Here is a 17427-nt window from a genome sequence, read left to right on the forward strand (position 1 = left end):
CCGCGCCTCGCGTCGTGAGCGCCCCCGGCGTCTGGCCCACGCTGCTCATCGTCTCGGCGGGCTGGGGAACGACGCTCCTCTGGCTACGCCTTGCCGGGGAGACCCTCGCTCCCTTCACCCTCACCTTCTGGCGCGGCATCGCCGCTCTCGCCGTGCTCTGCCTCGTGGCGCTCTGGCGCCGCCGCGTCCCGAGGATGCGTCTTCTCGACGTGCTCGTCGTCGGCACCACCAATGGCTGGCTTTCGAGCGCGCTGATGGCCTTCGCGGTGGGGCGCATCGACACCGCCCCGGCAGCTCTCGTCGCCGCCTCGATGCCGCTCATCCTCTCGATCCTCGCGCATCTCTTCCTGCCGGGCGAGCGGATCACCCGACACGGGCTCGCAGGGGTGGCGATCGGCTTCTGCGGCGTCGCGCTCGTGCTCGGCCCGGGCGTGCTCGCCGCCTCCTCCGCCTCGCTCGAGGGGTTCGCGGCCATGCTCCTGGTCGCGACCTCCTATGCCGCCGGGGCGACCTATGGCCGCCGGGTGCGACCACCCGACGCGGCCGGGACGGCGATCGGCCAGCAGATCGTCTCGATCGCCGCCTCCGCCCTGCTCGCTCTCGCGACCGACCAGGGGATCGCCCCGCCGCCCGACCTCGGCACGGCTCTCTCGATCGCCGCTCTCGGCTCGGTCGCGACCGCCCTGCCGATGGCTCTCTACTGGCGCCTGCTCGCCCGCGCGCCGGCGGCGACGGCCGGCTTCGTCGACTACCTGATCCCGCTCTGGACGACGGCGCTCGCCGTGACCGTGCTCAACGAGCGGCCGCAGCCGACGGCGCTCGCGGGCGGCGCGCTGGTGCTTGCCGGGATCGCGGTCGCAAGCGGCAGGCTTGTTCGCAGCAGGCCCGGGCCGCAGCGGGGATGAGCCGACGGACGAGGCGGCCACCGGCGCGTCTCGGCTGTTCCGCCGTCAGCCCAGCCCCTCAGGGCGCGAGCAGCGCCTCGCGCACAGCCTCCCACGAGTCACGATCTGGCGCGGCGATCATCCCCCCCGACAGCACCGAGGCGTGATAGGGCCGGCCATCGATCAGGGCGGCGTGGCCGCCCGCCTCGCGGTGGATCAGCACGCCGGGAGCATGGTCCCAGGGCATCAGCCGCCAGTAGAACAGGGCGTGGATCGGCCCTGAGGCGGCAAGGCGCCACTCGTGCGCGGCGCAGCGAAGCTCCCAGCCCGCGCCGAACAGGCCGAGCCGGGGGCGAACCCGGCCGGCGAGCTCGGGCGGCAGGTAGCGGTGGCTCACGGCGGCGCGCATCGCACCAAGCGGCACGGGCTCGGCCACGCGGAGGTCATGACGACGCCCATGCCGGTCCTCGACCCACGCCCCCTCGCCCGCGAGCGCGATCGCGGTGTCGTGCAGGATCGGGTCGTGCATCCAGGCAGCGACCGGTTCGCCCTGGTGCAGAAGCGCGAGCATCGTTCCGAACAGCGGCAGGCCGGCGGCGAAATTCGCGGTGCCATCCACCGGGTCGAGCACGAAACACCACTCGGCCGAGGCGGCGCGGGCGAGCATGGACGGGTCGGCCGCGGCGCTCTCCTCGCCGACCACGGGGATGCCCGGCGCGATCCGCTCGAGTGCGGCGACCACTGCCCGCTCGCAGGCCTCGTCCGCCGCCGTGACGAGGTCCTGCGGCCCCGATTTGGCGCGCACCTCGCCGGCGGCGAGGTTCCGGAAGCGTGGCATCACCTCGGTAACGGCGGCCTCCGCAAGCACGGCGGCAACCGACGCTGCCGCCTCGGCCGATCGGATCGGGTTCAGGCCCGATCCTCCGGGGACAAGCGCGCGGCAGTCACTCTGCGATCCCGAGGACGTCGGCCTCCTTCATGATCACGAAGTCCTTGCCGTCGAGCTTCACTTCGGTGCCGGTCCATTTCCCGTAGAGAACGATATCGCCGACCTTGACGTCGAGCTTGAGGAGCCGCCCGTCCTCAGCCCGCGCCCCGGGGCCGACGGCGACCACCTTGCCGCGCGTCGGCTTCTCGATGGCCGTGTCGGGGATGATGATCCCGCCCTTGGTTTTCGTCTCCGAGGCGATCGGCTCGACGAGGATGCGGTCGCCGAGCGGGCGGAACGTCGACGGCATGGATGGGCACTCCTGCGCGGCTGAGAGCGTCAGGCCCATCGCAGCAAGAAGCGGATGGGCCGTCAACCGCGCCGGTGCGCGGCCCGGGGGCGACGCGGCGGCGCGCCGCCCCTCAGGCCTTGGATACGAGGCCTCCCGCCTCTTTCGCCGCCTGCGCACGCCGGTTCTCGAAGCGGGCGCGGTCCTCGTCCGAAAGCCGCACGGCCAGATGGATCGCCTCTGCCGCGTCGCGGCGGTCGACCACCTCGCCATGCGCATAGAGCCAGGCGAGTGCGGCCCCCTCCGCCGGCCCAAGCGTGATCCGGTGCACGCCGAGGCCGGCGGAAAGGCAGGCGTCGATCGCCGCCTTGAGCGCGCCGAGGCCCGCGCCGGTGAGCGCCGAGACGAGCACCGTCCCAGGCTTGGCTTCAAGCGCGACGCGCGCCTCCTCGGCGAGCAGGTCGGACTTGTTCAGCACCTCGATCACCCTGTCCTGCCAAGCAGGGTCGAGCGCGCCGTCCTTCACCATTCCGTCGAGAACGCCGAGCACGTCCGCCCGCTGCGCGGCGCTGTCGGGGTGGGCGACGTCGCGCACGTGCAGGATGATGTCGGCTTCCGCCACCTCCTCGAGGGTGGCGCGGAACGCCGCGACGAGCTCGTGCGGCAGGTCGGAGATGAACCCGACCGTGTCGGAGAGGATCACCGTCCGGCCGGAGGGAAGCTTCAGCGCCCGCATCGTCGGGTCGAGGGTGGCGAAGAGCTGGTCCTTCGCGAGCACCGACGCACCGGTGAGCGCGTTGAACAGCGTGGACTTGCCGGCGTTGGTGTAGCCGACGAGGGCGACCACCGGATAGGGAACCCGCCGGCGGGCGCCGCGATGCAGGCCGCGGGTTCGGCGCACCTCCTCGAGCTCGCGCCTGAGCTTCGCGATCCGGTCGCCGATCAGCCGGCGGTCGATCTCGATCTGGCTCTCGCCCGGGCCGCCGAGGAAGCCGAAGCCGCCGCGCTGCCGCTCGAGATGGGTCCAGGACCGGACGAGTCGGGTGCGCTGGTACTCGAGATGCGCGAGCTCGACCTGAAGCGCTCCCTCTCGGGTGCGGGCCCGGGCGCCGAAGATCTCGAGGATAAGCCCGGTTCGGTCGATCACCTTGCAGCCCCAGGCCTTCTCAAGGTTGCGCTGTTGCACCGGGCTCAGCTGCGAATCGACAACCGCCACCGCTACCCGGTTCAGCCGCACGGCGTTGGCAACGTTCTCCACCTGGCCCGCGCCGAGCAGCGTGGCCGGTCGGCGGCCGCGCAGGGGCAGCACCCCCGTCCAGATGACGGAAAGCCCGATCGAGCGGGTTAGCGACACCGCCTCCTCGAGCCGAGCCTCGGCTGGGCGAAGCAGACCGGGGGGCAGGTCGGACCCGTCTGCGGCGGCGCGGACGGAATCCGATCGCTCCCAGGGCAGGATGACGGCGGCGGTGTTCGGCTGCGGCGGGAGCGGCTCCGCGCCGGCGCCTCTCGCGTCAGTCTCCCGCCGGGGCCGACGCAGGGGCGCTCTCCTTCGGCGAGACAGTCAAGGTGTTCGGGCCGGGGGCGGAGGCCTGCTGTTCCGGCGCGGCGCGGGAGGCATCGAACAGCATGATCGGTGCGCCCGGCATCACGGTGGAAATCGCGTGCTTGTAGACGAGCTGCGTGTGGCCGTCGCGGCGCAAGAGGACGGAGAAGTTGTCGAACCAGGTGATGATGCCTTGAAGCTTGACGCCGTTGACGAGAAAGATCGTCACGGGCGTCTTGTTCTTCCGCACATGGTTCAGGAATACGTCCTGCACATTCTGAGCCTTTTCCGTCGCCATGGCCCAACCTTTCTTCTGTCGTGTTCTTTCTTCTGTCGCGTTGCCGTCTTGCGGGTCTTGCGGGGCTGACGAGACGGCCATGCCGAGGCGGCCATTTCGCAATCGCGAGATATAGCACGCGCGCGAGCGGAACAAGAAGAGTGCGCGCACGCCACGCTGCACGTCTCTGCGAGCGAGAGGTCAGGCCGCCACACGGGTCGCGAGCAGGGACTGCAGGCTCGCATGGTCGGGGGCATGCCAGTCATGCAAGGAGGCGGAGGGGCCGCCGTCATGCGCGGCATCGCCGAAAAGGATGCCGGTGAGCCCGGCGTTCCGAGCCGCGAGCATGTCGAGAGCCGTGTCCCCGACATACCAGACCGAGCTGCCCGCGCTTTGGCCAAGCGCGCCGAGCGCCAGCCGGAACGGCGCTGGGTCGGGCTTGTCGGCCTCGGCATCGCCGGCGCCGACCAGGATCGCGAACGCGCCCGACCAGCCGAGCGCCTCGGCTTCCCGGCGCAGGAAGCGGCCTGTCTTGTTCGACACCACCGCGAGGGGAAGGCCGAGGGCGCGCGCCTGGGCAAGAGTCTCGCCAGCGCCCGGAAGCGGCGTCAGCTGCGTCAGATGCGTCGCCTCGAGCGCCTCGTAGAATACCTCCCGCGCCTCCTCCCAGCCGCGGCCGAACAGCGAGGGGAACGTGTCGCGCAGCGACTTGCGCACCCGCGCCCGAACCTCATCCAGCGTCCAGGCCGGGTGGCCGAAGCGGGTGAGAGCGGTATTCAGCGCATGCGCGATCCCAGGCCAGGCATCGACAAGGGTGTTGTCCCAGTCGAACAGGACCGCTTCGGGCTGCGGCGGCCTCATGCCGCAGCTCTCGGCGGCTCGTTGCGCTGCCCGCGCACATGGCGCGAGAAGATGTCGAACAGACGCCGCGTCACCGGCCCTGGCGTGCCGTCGCCGACCGCCACCCCGTCGATCGCAAGGATCGGCTTCACGAACGAGGTGGCGGATGTGATGAAGGCCTCTCGCGCCGTGCGGAGCTCCTGTTCCGTGAACGGCCCTTCGACGAATGGGATGCCGTTCTCGCGCAGAAGCTCGATCAGGACACGCCGGGTGCAGCCGGGCAGGATGTTCGCTTCGAGGTCGCGTGTGCGAAGCCGCCCTTCCTGATCGACGATCCAGACGGTGGTGGCGGCGCCCTCGGTGACCGTCCCGTCGGGGGCGATCAGGATCGCCTCCGAGGCCCCTTTCTCCTTCGCTGCCTGGCGGGCGAGCACGTTCGGCAGAAGCCCGACGGTCTTGATGTCGCAGCGGGCCCAGCGCAGGTCGGGATGGGTGATCGCCGTCGTGCCCCAGCCATCGATCGAGGCGGGATAGGGCTTGATGCGCTTGACCGTGACGACGAGAACGGGCGGCACCGGCTTTGCCGGAAAGGCATGGTCGCGCCGGGCGACCCCGCGGCTGACCTGAAGGTAGAGAAGACCCTCGTCGATCCGGTTCCGGCGCACCACCTCGGCGAGCACGCGGCGAAGCGCGGCGCGCGACATCGGCATCGGGATCCGGATCTCGCGCAAGGACCGCTCGAGCCGGTCGAGATGCGGGCCGTCATCGACGAACCGGCCGTCGTGGACGTGCACCACCTCGTACACGGCATCGGCGAACTGGTAGCCGCGGTCCTCGATATGCGTCGAGGCCTCCCGGTGCGGCAGGTAGCGGCCGTTGACATAAGCGATCCTGGACATGCGGGTGCTCCTGTTCGGGCGCTGCGAGTGAAGCCGAAGCCGGCGGCGTTTGCCAGGGCGCAGGGACGCCAGGGTCAGGTTCCGCCCTGGACGACGGCGGTCCCGGCGTTCGCCCGTTGACCGGAGCCTCCCGCGACGCCGTCCACCCTGGGTTTCCCGGCATCGTCGCCGCGACGGATCCATTCTGCCGCTGACGCCTCCCCCCTAGAGGCGCACGAGCGCCGCGCCCCAGGTCAGACCGCCACCGATCGCCTCCATCAGAACGAGATCGCCCCGCTTGAGCCGACCGTCACGGTAGGCATCGGCAAGCGCGAGCGGGATCGAAGCGGCGGAGGTGTTGGCATGGCGATCGACCGTCACCACCACGCGCTCGGGCGGCAGGCCGAGCTTGCGGCCCATCGCCTCGATGATCCGGAGGTTCGCCTGGTGCGGGACGAGCCAGTCGACATCCCCTTGGCCGAGACCGTTCGCCGCGAGCGCCTCGTCCACGACCGCCGCGAGCTTGGCCACCGCATGGCGGAACACCTCCCGCCCCTGCATCCGCACATGGCCGACCGTGCCGGTGCTGCCTGGGCCGCCATCGACATGGAGGATCCCCTCGTACCGGCCGTCGGCATGGAGGTGCGTCGAGAGGATGCCGGGCGCGCCGGGCCCGTCCTCCTGGGTGTGGGCGACCAGGACCACGGCCCCCGCACCGTCACCGAACAGCACCGCCGTGCTCCGGTCCGACCAGTCGAGAATCCGGCTGTTCACCTCCGCCCCGATCACGAGCAGCGTGCGTGCCGCCCCGGCGCGGATCATCGAGTCCGCCACGGCCAGGGCGTAGATGAAGCCGGTGCAGACGGCGGCGATGTCGAAGGCAAAGCCGCGCGTGAGCCCGAGCTTCGCCTGGACCGAGACGGCGGTGGCGGGATAGGTCCGGTCCGGCGTCGAGGTCGCGAGGATGATCCCGTCCACCGCCTCGGCCTCGACCGACGCATCGGCGAGCGCGGCACGGGCCGCCCGGGCTGCGAGATCGGAGGTCAACTCGCCCGGGGCGGCGATCCGGCGCTCGCGGATTCCCGTCCGCTCGACGATCCAGGCGTCGGAGGTGTCGAGCGTGGCGGCAAGCTCGTCATTCGTGACCACGCGCTCGGGCAGCGCGCCGCCGAAGCCGGCGATCCGGGACCGGACGCAGGCGGACGCCGGCCGCTGGGCGGAGGCGCAGAGCGCCGGAGAAGAGGGAGCGCTGTCCATGCTCACCCGGCCAGCGCCGTGGCCGCTCCCTGCTCGGGCCCTTCGCCGGCCGAGCTCTCCCCCCGAAGCTTGAGCAGCTCGGCGCTGATCTGCGCGTTAAAGCCGTGGGTGACCATGTCCATCGCGAGGTCGATCGCGTGCGCGAAGCCGAGCGCATCGGTGCCGCCGTGGCTTTTCACCACCACGCCGTTGAGGCCGAGCAGAACCGCGCCGTTGTAGCGACGCGGGTCGAGCCATTCGCGCAGCCGCTCAAGCGCCGGCCGGGCGAGCATGTAGCCAAGCTTCGCCGCGAGCGTGGAGGAGAACACCTCGCGCAACAGGTCGCGTACCAGCTTGAGCGTCCCCTCCCCGGTCTTGAGTGCGACATTGCCTGTGAACCCGTCGGTCACCACCACGTCGACGGTGCCGCCGGCGATGTCGTGCCCCTCGATGAAGCCGTGGAAGAGCGGCGCGACATGGCTCGCGCGCAGGACCTCGGCCGCCTGGCGGACCCTCTCGTCGCCCTTGAGCTCCTCGGCGCCGACATTGAGCAGGCCGATCGAGGGCGAGCGGAGACCGAGCACGGTCCGCGCGAACACCTCGCCCATCAGCGCGAACTCGACGAGGTTGCGCGCGTCGCACTGCACGTTCGCGCCGAGGTCCAGCACCACGAAGTCGCCCCGCGCCGAAGGGCCGATCCCTGCCATCGCAGGCCGGTCGATCCCCCGCAGCGTCTTGAGAACGATCTTGGCGAGCGCCATCAGCGCACCGGTATTGCCGGCGCTGACCACGCCCTCCGCCTCGCCCGCCGCCACGGCGTCGATCGCAAGGCGCATCGAGGAGGCGCGGAGGCGCAGCGCCGCCGTCGGCTTCATGTCGTTCGGCACAAGCTCGGGCGCGTGCCGAAGAACGCAGGCAGCGGCAAGAGCAGGGTGGCGGCCGAGCATCGGCCCGACGGCGGCCTCATCGCCGAACACGAGGAAGCGTGCGCCCGGATGACGCTCGAGGGCGACGCGAAGACCCTCGATCACCATCGACGGCGCCCGGTCGCCGCCCATGGCATCGATCGCCAGTGGAAAGGGGGCGCCGTTCACGATCGCTCTGTCAGGGCGGCCAGGAGTCTGCCACGGCGAGGCGGCGATCCCCGCTGGGCAAGGTTGCCGCCATACGCCCTCCGTGCGGCCGCTCAGATGCGGACGACAGCCTTCAGCTTGTCACCGGCCGGCGCAACCTCGCGACCGTCATAGTAGCCGCAGGAGCCGCACACGTGGTGGGGCCGCTTGAGTTCGCCGCAGTTCGGGCATTCCACATACGCCTCGGCGCGCAAGGCTTCATGTGACCGGCGCATGTTGCGCCGGGAAGGGGACGTCTTCCGCTTGGGGACCGCCATGGTGGCTCAGCCTTGCTCTGTCACGAAAAGGAAACCGACGAGCCCGGGTGCTTAGCAGAGCCCCCCCGGCGCGTAAAGTTACATGTCGGAAGGGTCTCACCTCTCCTCTGCGCTCTTCGGCAGCTCAGCTCGCTTCCTCTTCGCCGAGCCTCGCTCCTGGACGCTTCGGCCAGGGGTCAAGCGCGAGTGCCATCGTCTGGGCCACGACCTCGCCCGCGTCGATCACCCCGCCGGAAAGCGGCTCCTCGTCCTCCTCGAGCTCGACATCCAGTGTCACCTCCCGGGCTGCAGCCCCCTCAGGCCGGAACAGCACGGAGAGGGGTCCCTCGATCCGCTCGGTCATCGGCTCGAGGGTGACGACGCAGGCGCGGTCGACCACCGCCCGCATCGTTCCCCGGAGCGAGACAGCGCCGGAGGGCTTCGCGACCAGCTCGAGCCTCGCCGAGAGCGACCGCACGCCCTCGAGCCCGAACCGGCGGGCGAGAGCGTCGCACTCGGCGGCGGTCGCCTCAATGACGAGCTGCCTCGACCCCTGCCGAAGCGAGGCGAGGGTGACGGGGCGGGAGAATTCCGGCGCCTCTGCCGCCCTGCTCATTCCTGGCCGAGGGCCCTCTCTGCGCCGAGGAACGAAACCCGCCCGGCGGCAAGCGCTTTGAAATCCTGGCGGCCGAGGTGCTCGGCCTCGCGGCGAACCGCCTTGGCCAGACGATGCGCCGCCTCGGGCACTGCCTCGGTGCGCCAGACATTGCGTGCCAGAGCCTCTGCGAGCGCCCCCCGGTCGGGGCTCTCGATCGCCGCGGCATAGGCGCGGGCGCGGCCGTTGAAGGCCTCCCACATCGTCTTCACCTTCTTGCCGACCGAGAGGTCACCCACCCCGAGCTCGCGCAGGTTCTGGTCCATGTCGGCGAACATTGCATCGAACAGGGCCTGGGCGAGGTCGGAGCCGCGCGGGTCGGGGTCTGTCCTCGCCCTGTCGATGAGCAGAAACACGAAGACGGAGATCATGTCGAACCGGCCGTCGAGCGTGTCTGGAACGCCGAGCCGCGCATACCAGGCGGGGTCGCGCGCGGCGGCGACGGCGGCGCCGTACAGGCGGAAGGCTTCGGCCTCGAACGGGCGGCGGCGGAACAGCGAGGCGAGCGGCATGGCGGCGGACGGTCCATCCGGGGCCGGGCGTTGACAAGGCGCGCGCGGCCGTGACAGGCCATCACATGGCGCGCGCCGCCGTCGCGTCAATCGCCGCCCGCGCCGGAGGGACCATGCCGACCAGACGCCTTCCCCTGATTGCGCTGGCCACGTCGCTTCTCGCCGCAGGCCTTCTCCCGGGCTGCGGCATCATCGACGCCACGCGTGAACCGCGCGGGCACAAAGTGGACGGGGAGCTTTTGGCGCAACTCGCTCCCGGCGTGCAGACGCGCGCCGATGTGCTCGCCCTGCTCGGCTCCCCCTCGGCCACCGCCGTCTTCGGCGAGGAGACCTGGTTCTATATCAGCGGCGTGACGGAGAACCGGGTCGGCCGGATGGATGCGCTGATCGAGCAGGAGGTCGTCGCCGTCCACTTCGACCGCACGGGCACGCTCGCGCGCGTCGAGGTGATCGACAAGAGCCAGGCGAAGGAGATCGCGCCGGTGGCGCGCGTGACGCCCACGCCCGGGACCGAGAGGAGTTTCGTCGGTCTGATCCTCGGCAATATCGGCCGGTTCGCCCCCGGTGGCGCCGGCCGCACCCCCGGCCCGGGCCCCGGCGTTCCCTGAGGCGCACGGGGGCGCGCCGCGGCGAACTCCGCGGGCTTTGAGCCGCCATCCGGTTTCACTGTAAGGCACCACGGGCAGCCACCGGTCGGGAGCCGGCGGGACCATCAGGTCCCCGATCGCTTGGCCGCTCGTCCGGCCGCCGCCTCGCCGTGTGACCCGGCGTCACGCCTCCCGCCACGCATTGGCGCGCGTTGTCGGGGGGCAGGCGCCCCCTCGCCCGGCCCCCCGCCGCACTCAGCCGACGCCGCTCGCCGCGCTCAGCCGATCAGCTTGGCGAGGATCGCAAGCAACAGGATTGCGACGATGTTGGTGATCTTGATCATCGGGTTCACCGCCGGCCCGGCCGTGTCCTTATAAGGATCGCCGACCGTGTCGCCGGTGACCGCCGCCTTGTGCGCCTCCGAGCCCTTGCCGCCGTGGAGCCCGGTCTCGATCAGCTTCTTGGCGTTGTCCCAGGCGCCGCCGCCGGCCGTCATCGAGATCGCGACGAACAGCCCGGTGATGATGGTGCCGAGCAGCATCGCGCCGAGCGCGGCGAAGGCGGCCGCCTTTCCGGCGATGATCGCGATCACGATCCACAGGAGCACCGGCGCGAACACGGGCAGCATCGATGGAGCGACCATCTCTTTGATCGCCGCCCGGGTGAGCATGTCGACGGCCCGCCCATAGTCCGGCTTGCCGGAGCCTTCCATGATGCCGGGGATCTCGCGGAACTGCCGCCGCACCTCGATCACCACGCTGCCGGCGGCGCGGCCCACCGCCGTCATCCCCATCGCGCCGAACAGGTAGGGCAAGAGGCCGCCCATGAAGAGGCCGATCACGACATAGGGGTCGGAGAGGCTGAACTGGACCTCGACCGACGGGAAGTAGTGCTTGAGGTCCTCGAGATAGGCGGCGAACAGCACCACAGCCGCAAGCCCCGCCGAGCCGATCGCATAGCCCTTCGTCACCGCCTTGGTGGTGTTACCCACCGCGTCGAGCGCGTCGGTGGTCACACGCACGTCCTTCGCCAGTTCCGCCATCTCGGCGATGCCGCCGGCATTGTCCGTCACCGGGCCGTAGGCATCGAGAGCGACGATGATCCCGGCGAGCGCAAGCATGGTGGTGGCGGAGATCGCGATGCCGTAGACGCCCGCCATCAGGTAGGAGACGAGGATGCCGAGGCAGATGATCACCACCGGTGCGGCCGTCGCCTCCATGCTCATCGCAAGGCCCTGGATCACGTTGGTGCCGTGTCCAGTGGTCGAGGCCTCGGCGATCGACTTCACCGGGCGATAGTCGGTCCCCGTGTAGTATTCCGTCACCCACACGATCGCCGCGGTCACGCCGAGGCCGACGAGCGCGCAGACCCAGAGAGCGAAGCCGGAGAACGGAGCGCCCGCGCTCTTGCCGAGGCCGACGTAGAACAGGATCACGAGGAAGATCAGCACCGCCGAGATCGCGCCCGTGGCGATCAGGCCGCGGTAGAGCGCCTTCATGATCGCGCCCGAGGAATCGAGCTTGACGAAGAAGGTGCCGGCCACGGAGGCGGCGATGCACACCGCGCCGATCAGAAGCGGCAGCGTCATCAGCGTCGTCGCGGTCGCCCCGGTGAAGAAGATGGCGCCCAGAAGCATGGTCGCGACGATCGTCACCGCATAGGTCTCGAACAGGTCAGCGGCCATCCCGGCGCAGTCGCCCACGTTGTCGCCCACGTTGTCGGCGATCACGGCAGGGTTGCGCGGGTCATCCTCTGGAATGCCGGCCTCGACCTTGCCCACGAGGTCAGCGCCCACATCCGCGCCCTTGGTGAAGATGCCGCCCCCCAGCCGGGCGAAGATCGAGATCAGGCTCGCGCCGAAGGAGAGAGCGACCAGCGCCTCGAGCACGGTGCGCTCGGGAACGCCCGCGCCGCGCAGCCACGCCCAGTAGCCCGCGACCCCGAGCAGCCCGAGGCCAACGACCAGCAGGCCGGTGATCGCACCCGCCTTGAAGCTCACGTCGAGCGCCGGCTGCAGGCCTTGGCGCGCGGCTTCCGCCGTCCGCACATTGGCGCGCACCGAGACGTTCATGCCGATATAGCCGGCCGCACCCGAGAGCACGGCGCCGATCACAAAGCCGATCGCCGACCAGAGCGACAGCAACAGGGCGAGCAGGACGCAGACGACGGCACCGACGATCGCGATCGTCGTGTACTGCCGGTTCAGATAGGCCTGCGCCCCCTGCTGCACGGCGGTGGCGATCTCCTGCATCCGCGCGCTTCCGGCAGGCTTGGCGAGCACCTCGCGCCCCGTATAGGCGCCATAGGCGACCGCGAGGAGGCCGCAGAGGATCGCGAAGGTCAGGCTCATGGACTGTCCCGTGTGCTGGTGGTTGTCATTGCGGGCGTGCGTCGGGGAGGGACGCGTCGTCCGGCACGGCAGGCGCTGACCTGCCGTTCACGGCGACGCGAGGCCCTATGCCAGAGCACGCGACGGCACGCAATGTCACGCGCCGAGGGCGGCACGCTCTCTCCGCGCAAGCCATGCCACCGCGAGAAGCGCCACCGCCACAGGCGGCAGGATCGCCGCGTTCAGCACCATCCAGCCGGCGAGGTGGTGGATCACGCCCGCGCCCACGGCCGTCAGAGTCACCGTGCCGAAGACGATGGTGTCGTTCGCGGCCTGGGCGCGCACACGCTCCTCCGGGGCGACGGAGGCCGTCAGAAGCGTGGTGGCGCCGACAAACATGAAATTCCACCCCACCCCGAGCAGGATCAGCGCCACGAGGAAATGCGCGAACGTCTCACCCTGAAGCGCCACCGCGGCGCAGGCGGCTGTGAGCACCGCTCCGGTGGCGATCACCCTTCCCGCGCCGAACCGGGCGATCAGGCTGCCGGTGACGAAGGACGGGGCGAACATCGCCGCGGCATGCCACTGGATCACAGTGGCGCTGTCATTCACGGCGAAGCCGCAGAGCATCATCTCGAGCGGGGTCGCCGCCATCACGAGGTTCATCGTGTCCCAGGCGACCACGGCGGAGAGGATCGCGACCGCCACGGCCGGCCGGCGGAGGATCGCGCCGAGCCGCGCCGAACCGGGCGTCCGCGGCGGCCGCTTCGGCAGTCGGGTGAAGGCGAGAGCGACCAGGATGGCCGCAGGGATCAGGGCGAAGGCGGCATAGGTGCCGGCGAACAGGACCGGCGCGAACCAGTCCTTGGTCCACTTCACCACCTCTGGGCCGGCGAAGGCGCCGATCACCCCGCCTGCCATCACGAGGCTGATCGCCTTCGGCCGCCAGTCCGGCGAGGCCGCGTCGGCTGCCGCGAAGCGGTAGTGCATCGCCACCCCGAAGGCGAGGCCGCCGAACACGGTGGAGAGGAGGAACAGAGGAAACTCCGCCTGCCACAGCGCGAGGAACGCGATCGCCGCCGACACGAGGTGGGAGAGCGCGCCGGCCGCGAAGCCCGTGCGCCGGCCGAAGCGGGTGAACAGCAACGCCGCCGGGGTGGAGGCGAGCATGGTCGAGGCCATCTGCACCGACATCGGCAGGGTCGCGAGCGCCTTGTTCGCGGCGAGCGAATGGCCGATCAGCGCTGCCATCGCCACCTGGCCGCTCATCGCCGCCTGGTTGAGCGACTGGCAGAGGAACAGGAGCGCGACGTTCCGCCGCTGGTCCGGGACGGAGGCGGTGCTCATCAGAGGTGGCTCCAGCCGCCGCGGGTGATCGGCATGGGCGTTCCATCCTCAGCGATCACGCGAACGCTGCTCCCGGGCGCGAACCGCCCGATCCGGGTGACGGCGACACCGGCCGCGGCGGCTGCGGCGCGCACAGCCGCCTCCGCTCCGGGAGGCGCGGCGAAGGCGAGCTCGTAGTCGTCTCCCCCCGTCAGGCAGCGTTCGAGGAGGCCGGGCGAGGCGGCGACCGCCTCCCGCGCCGCCTCGGAGAGCGGCACGCTCGCGGCCTCGATCACAGCAGCAAGGCCTGCGCCGCGCGCGAGATGGCCGACGTCCTGCACGAGGCCGTCCGAGACATCTATGCAGGCGGTCGCGACACCTGCGAGCGCCGCGCCGAGGCCGAGCCTCGGTTCGGGCAGGCGGTAGCGTTGGGCGAGAGTTTCGCGCGCCGGCGGAGCAAGGTGCAGGAGCTTTCCCGTCAGCGCATCGAGCCCGAGCGCCCCGTCGCCGATCGTGCCCGAGACCCACAGGGTATCCCCCGCCCGGGCGCCGTCGCGACGCAGCGCTCGGCCCGGAGAGACGGCACCGATGATGGTGAGCGAGAGGGTCACTGGCCCGGGGCTTGCGACCGTGTCACCGCCGAACAGCACGACGCCGAAGCGCGCCTGGTCCTCGGCGAGGCCGCGGGTGAACGCCTCGAGCCAGGCCTCGTCCGTGGCAGGGGAGAGCGCGATCGTCATCAGGTAGCCGACCGGCTCGGCCCCCATGGCGGCGAGGTCGGAGAGGTTCACGCGTAAGAGCTTGCGGCCGATCGTCTCGGGCGGATCGTCAGGCAGGAAATGCACGCCCGCGACCATCGCATCGGCGGCGAGCACGAGGGTTCGCCCAGCAGGAGGGTCGAGCAGGGCGGCGTCGTCAGCGAGGGCGAGCGCGCTCGGGGCGGCGGCGAGCGGGCGGAAATGCCGCGCGATCAGGCGGAACTCGCCGGGAAGCGAGTCGTCGTCCGCAGGCTCGGCCACCGCTCAGCCCGACTCGGGCGCGAACTCGTCCGCACGCAGCGTGCGGGCGATCCGGTCCAGCACGCCGTTGGCGAAGCGAGGCTCCTCGCCGCCGAAGAAGCCGTGCGCGACGTCGAGATACTCGTTGATCACCGCCCTTGCGGGCGCGCCGTCGGGGTCATAGAGCTCGGCGGCCGCGGCGCGCAGGAGCGCGCGCAGAACCGGGTCGAGCCGGGCAAGCGGCCAGTCCTCGGCGAGAGCAGCCGAGACCACACGGTCGAGCGTCTCGGCGTTGCCGGCCCAGCCGCGCAGGATCCGCGCGAGCAGCGTCACATCCGCCCCCGGCGCCGCGCCGTCCTCGAGGGCTCCCGGCGAGAGCGGACGTCCCGCGACCGCCCCGATCCGGTGGCGCACGAACTCGTCGAGCACGGCTTCGGCCGGGGCTTGGGCCTGCTCGGCCTGGTAGAGGGCCTGCACGGCGGCAAGCCGTGCGGCGGTGCGCGGCCGAGCGGGGGGGGACTTCCCTCCCCTGCCCTTCGCTCGCCGCGCCGTCTTCGCCTCGGCGTTCACGGCCCCACGCCCCAGCGACGCGCGAGCGCGATCTGGGCAAGCACGGCCCGGGCCGCCTCCGCCCCCTTGTTCATCTCGTCGTCGCGCGCGCGCGCCTCTGCCTGCGCCTCCGTGTCCACCGTGAGCACGCCGAAGGCCACCGGCACGCCGAACTGGACCGAGAGGTCCATCAGCCCACGTGCCGTTTCGCGGCAGATATGGTCGTAGTGGTCGGTCTCGCCGCGCACGACGCAGCCGAGAGCGATGAACCCGTCCCAGCGCGGCCCGCCCGGGCGCGCCATCGCCCGAAGCGCGAGCCGAACGGCGCCGGGAAGTTCGAAGGCCCCGGCCACCTGAACCACCTCGTGCGTCGCGCCCGCGGCCTCGAGCACGCGGCGCGCTCCGGCGAGCTGCCCGGCCGCGATCTCGCGGTAATAGGGTGCCTCGATGACGAGGATGTGCGGCGGGCGATCCGTCATGCGACGCCGTGCCGGATCGGGCGGTGGGCGACGATCGCAAGCCCATAGCCCTCGAGGCCGACCACAGCGCGCGGATGGTTGGTGAGCAGCACCATCTCGCGAACGCCGAGATCGGCGAGGATCTGGGCGCCGACGCCGTAGTCGCGCAGAGCCGGCGGCATGCCCTCCTCGCGCCGCGCCACACGCTCCGACAGCGCCGTCGGCCGCGGCTCGCGGATCAGGACGACGACGCCGCGGCCCTCGTTGCCGATCATCCGCATCGCCGCGTGCAGGTCGCTCTCCCCGCCCGGCGGCACCCCGTCGCCGAGGACATCGGTGAGCACGTTGACGGCGTGTACGCGCACGAGCACCGGCCCTCCCGAGCCGGCCTCGCCCTTGATCAGAGCGACATGCTCGGCGTACTCGACCGTGTTGGCATAGACGATCATGCGGAACGTTCCGCCCCACGCGCTCTCGATCGTCGTCTCGGCGATGCGTCGGACGAGCCGCTCCGTGCGGCGGCGGTAGGCGATCAGGTCGGCGATCGTGCCGATCTTGAGGCCGTGGCGACGGGCGAAGGCGACGAGATCGGGCAGCCGTGCCATCGTGCCGTCATCGTTCATCACCTCGCAGATCACGCCTGCAGGGATGAGGCCGGCGAGCCGAGCGATGTCCACCGCCGCCTCGGTGTGGCCAGCGCGGACGAGCGTTCCGCCCTCGCGTGCCATCAGCGGGAACACATGGCCTGGCGTGACGATGTCCGCCCTCCCCTTGGTCGGGTCGATCGCGACAGCGATGGTGCGCGCGCGATCGGCCGCCGAGATGCCTGTGGTGACCCCCTCACGCGCCTCGATCGAGACGGTGAACGCCGTCTGGTGGCGCGTGCCGTTGGCCTGGGCCATCAGCGGCAGGCCGAGCGCCTCGATGCGCTCGCGCGTCATCGCAAGACAGATCAGCCCGCGCGCGTGCTTGGCCATGAAGTTGATCGCCTCGGCATCGGCGAACTGGGCCGCGATGACGACATCGCCCTCGTTCTCGCGGTCCTCGTCGTCGACGAGCACGAACATCCGCCCTGCCCGCGCCTCGGCGATGATCTCCTCAATGGGCGCGATGGCGTCGCTGAACGCCTCCGCGACCGGCTTCGGATCCGGCATCAGCGCGCGCCCCCGCCTCCGGCCCCAAGGATGCGCGCGACATAGCGGGCCAGCATGTCCACCTCGATGTTCACGGGGTCGCCGGGGCGGAGCAGGCCGAAACTCGTCACCGCCGCCGTGTGCGGGATGATGTTGACCCCGAACCCGTCCGCGTCAACGTCGTTGACGGTCAGACTCACCCCGTCGATCGCAATGCTGCCCTTCGGGGCGATGTAGGGCATCAGGTCGGGCGGCGGGCGGAAGCGCCAGCGGGTGGAGCCTCCCTCTGCTTCGGCAGAGACGGCGAGGCCAACACCGTCGACATGGCCGGAGACGAGGTGGCCGCCGAGCTCGTCGCCGAGCTTCAGCGAGCGTTCGAGGTTGACGCGCGTGCCCGGCCGCCAGCGTCCGAGGGTGGTCTTCGCGAGCGTCTCGGCGGAGGCGGTGAAGGCGAGCCACCCCTCCCCTTTCGCGATCACGGTCAGGCAGCAGCCGGAGCAGGCGACCGAGGCGCCGGGCGCGATCTCCCGCGTGTCCCAGGCGGTCGCGATCTCGAGGCGGAGATCGGTGCCGGCGCCTGCCGGAATCACCGCGCGCACCGTGCCGAGATCGGTGATGAGCCCCGTGAACATCGC

General features: G+C 71.1%; 20 protein-coding genes. 2 read left to right on the forward strand and 18 right to left on the reverse strand.

The window, feature by feature from the left end; translation table 11 throughout:
* Positions 1–14: 14 nt before the first annotated feature.
* Entirely contained in the window at positions 15–905 is an 891-nt protein-coding gene (locus tag KO353_RS02090; protein ID WP_218286124.1) for a DMT family transporter, read from the forward strand.
* A gap of 58 nt (positions 906–963) precedes the next feature.
* Here the strand turns inward: KO353_RS02090 and KO353_RS02095 are convergent, their stop codons facing one another.
* From KO353_RS02095 to KO353_RS02145, 11 genes are all read right to left on the reverse strand, one after another.
* Complete coding sequence (locus KO353_RS02095; RefSeq protein ID WP_235691986.1) at positions 964–1752, reverse strand: inositol monophosphatase family protein; 789 nt, start codon at positions 1750–1752, stop codon at positions 964–966.
* A gap of 76 nt (positions 1753–1828) precedes the next feature.
* Positions 1829–2122, reverse strand: coding sequence for a co-chaperone GroES (locus KO353_RS02100; protein WP_218286125.1), 294 nt, complete (start codon positions 2120–2122; stop codon positions 1829–1831).
* Between the two features lie 112 nt (positions 2123–2234).
* Positions 2235–3557, reverse strand: coding sequence for a GTPase HflX (gene hflX / locus KO353_RS02105; protein WP_407928221.1), 1323 nt, complete (start codon positions 3555–3557; stop codon positions 2235–2237).
* Between the two features lie 55 nt (positions 3558–3612).
* Positions 3613–3942, reverse strand: a complete 330-nt coding sequence (gene hfq, locus KO353_RS02110) for an RNA chaperone Hfq (protein ID WP_218287226.1) — start codon at positions 3940–3942, stop codon at positions 3613–3615.
* A gap of 180 nt (positions 3943–4122) precedes the next feature.
* Positions 4123–4782: an HAD family hydrolase gene (locus KO353_RS02115; protein ID WP_218286126.1), complete on the reverse strand. Its 660-nt coding sequence runs from the start codon at positions 4780–4782 to the stop codon at positions 4123–4125.
* Positions 4779–5660, reverse strand: a complete 882-nt coding sequence (locus KO353_RS02120) for a D-amino-acid transaminase (protein ID WP_218286127.1) — start codon at positions 5658–5660, stop codon at positions 4779–4781. The genes KO353_RS02115 and KO353_RS02120 overlap by 4 nt, the downstream gene beginning before the upstream one ends.
* A 204-nt stretch (positions 5661–5864) precedes the next feature.
* Positions 5865–6896: a beta-ketoacyl-ACP synthase III gene (locus KO353_RS02125; protein WP_218286128.1), complete on the reverse strand. Its 1032-nt coding sequence runs from the start codon at positions 6894–6896 to the stop codon at positions 5865–5867.
* 2 nt (positions 6897–6898) lie between these two features.
* On the reverse strand, positions 6899–7933 hold the full coding sequence (gene plsX, locus KO353_RS02130; RefSeq protein ID WP_218287228.1) for a phosphate acyltransferase PlsX: 1035 nt from the start codon (positions 7931–7933) through the stop codon (positions 6899–6901).
* Between the two features lie 128 nt (positions 7934–8061).
* Positions 8062–8265: a 50S ribosomal protein L32 gene (gene rpmF / locus KO353_RS02135; protein WP_218286129.1), complete on the reverse strand. Its 204-nt coding sequence runs from the start codon at positions 8263–8265 to the stop codon at positions 8062–8064.
* A 124-nt stretch (positions 8266–8389) separates the two neighbouring features.
* Complete coding sequence (locus KO353_RS02140) at positions 8390–8860, reverse strand: YceD family protein (RefSeq protein ID WP_218286130.1); 471 nt, start codon at positions 8858–8860, stop codon at positions 8390–8392.
* Positions 8857–9411 (reverse strand): ubiquinol-cytochrome C chaperone family protein, encoded by a 555-nt coding sequence (locus KO353_RS02145; protein WP_218286131.1) that lies wholly within the window; start codon positions 9409–9411, stop codon positions 8857–8859. The genes KO353_RS02140 and KO353_RS02145 overlap by 4 nt, the downstream gene beginning before the upstream one ends.
* 113 nt (positions 9412–9524) lie before the next feature.
* Here KO353_RS02145 and KO353_RS02150 point away from each other — a divergent pair, with 113 nt between their 5' ends.
* Entirely contained in the window at positions 9525–10019 is a 495-nt protein-coding gene (locus KO353_RS02150) for an outer membrane protein assembly factor BamE (RefSeq protein ID WP_218286132.1), read from the forward strand.
* 257 nt (positions 10020–10276) lie between these two features.
* Here the strand turns inward: KO353_RS02150 and KO353_RS02155 are convergent, their stop codons facing one another.
* The 7 genes from KO353_RS02155 to KO353_RS02185 all read right to left on the reverse strand — a co-directional run bounded on the left by KO353_RS02155 (position 10277) and on the right by KO353_RS02185 (position 17424).
* The gene (locus KO353_RS02155; RefSeq protein WP_218286133.1) at positions 10277–12349 is read right to left on the reverse strand and encodes a sodium-translocating pyrophosphatase; all 2073 of its coding nucleotides are present in this window, start codon (positions 12347–12349) and stop codon (positions 10277–10279) included.
* A 135-nt stretch (positions 12350–12484) separates the two neighbouring features.
* On the reverse strand, positions 12485–13675 hold the full coding sequence (locus tag KO353_RS02160) for an MFS transporter (RefSeq protein WP_218286134.1): 1191 nt from the start codon (positions 13673–13675) through the stop codon (positions 12485–12487).
* Positions 13675–14673, reverse strand: a complete 999-nt coding sequence (gene thiL, locus KO353_RS02165) for a thiamine-phosphate kinase (RefSeq protein WP_218286135.1) — start codon at positions 14671–14673, stop codon at positions 13675–13677. Before thiL ends, KO353_RS02160 begins: the two co-directional genes overlap by 1 nt.
* A 3-nt stretch (positions 14674–14676) precedes the next feature.
* The gene (nusB, locus tag KO353_RS02170) at positions 14677–15222 is read right to left on the reverse strand and encodes a transcription antitermination factor NusB (RefSeq protein WP_218286136.1); all 546 of its coding nucleotides are present in this window, start codon (positions 15220–15222) and stop codon (positions 14677–14679) included.
* Entirely contained in the window at positions 15219–15680 is a 462-nt protein-coding gene (gene ribH / locus KO353_RS02175; RefSeq protein ID WP_218286137.1) for a 6,7-dimethyl-8-ribityllumazine synthase, read from the reverse strand. Before ribH ends, nusB begins: the two co-directional genes overlap by 4 nt.
* Positions 15677–16813, reverse strand: coding sequence for a 3,4-dihydroxy-2-butanone-4-phosphate synthase (gene ribB, locus KO353_RS02180; protein ID WP_218286138.1), 1137 nt, complete (start codon positions 16811–16813; stop codon positions 15677–15679). Before ribB ends, ribH begins: the two co-directional genes overlap by 4 nt.
* Positions 16813–17424, reverse strand: a complete 612-nt coding sequence (locus tag KO353_RS02185) for a riboflavin synthase (RefSeq protein ID WP_218286139.1) — start codon at positions 17422–17424, stop codon at positions 16813–16815. Before KO353_RS02185 ends, ribB begins: the two co-directional genes overlap by 1 nt.
* Between the last annotated feature and the right edge of the window lie 3 nt (positions 17425–17427).

This window comes from Elioraea tepida (assembly GCF_019203965.1).
GTDB classification, from domain to species: domain Bacteria; phylum Pseudomonadota; class Alphaproteobacteria; order Acetobacterales; family Acetobacteraceae; genus Elioraea_A; species Elioraea_A tepida.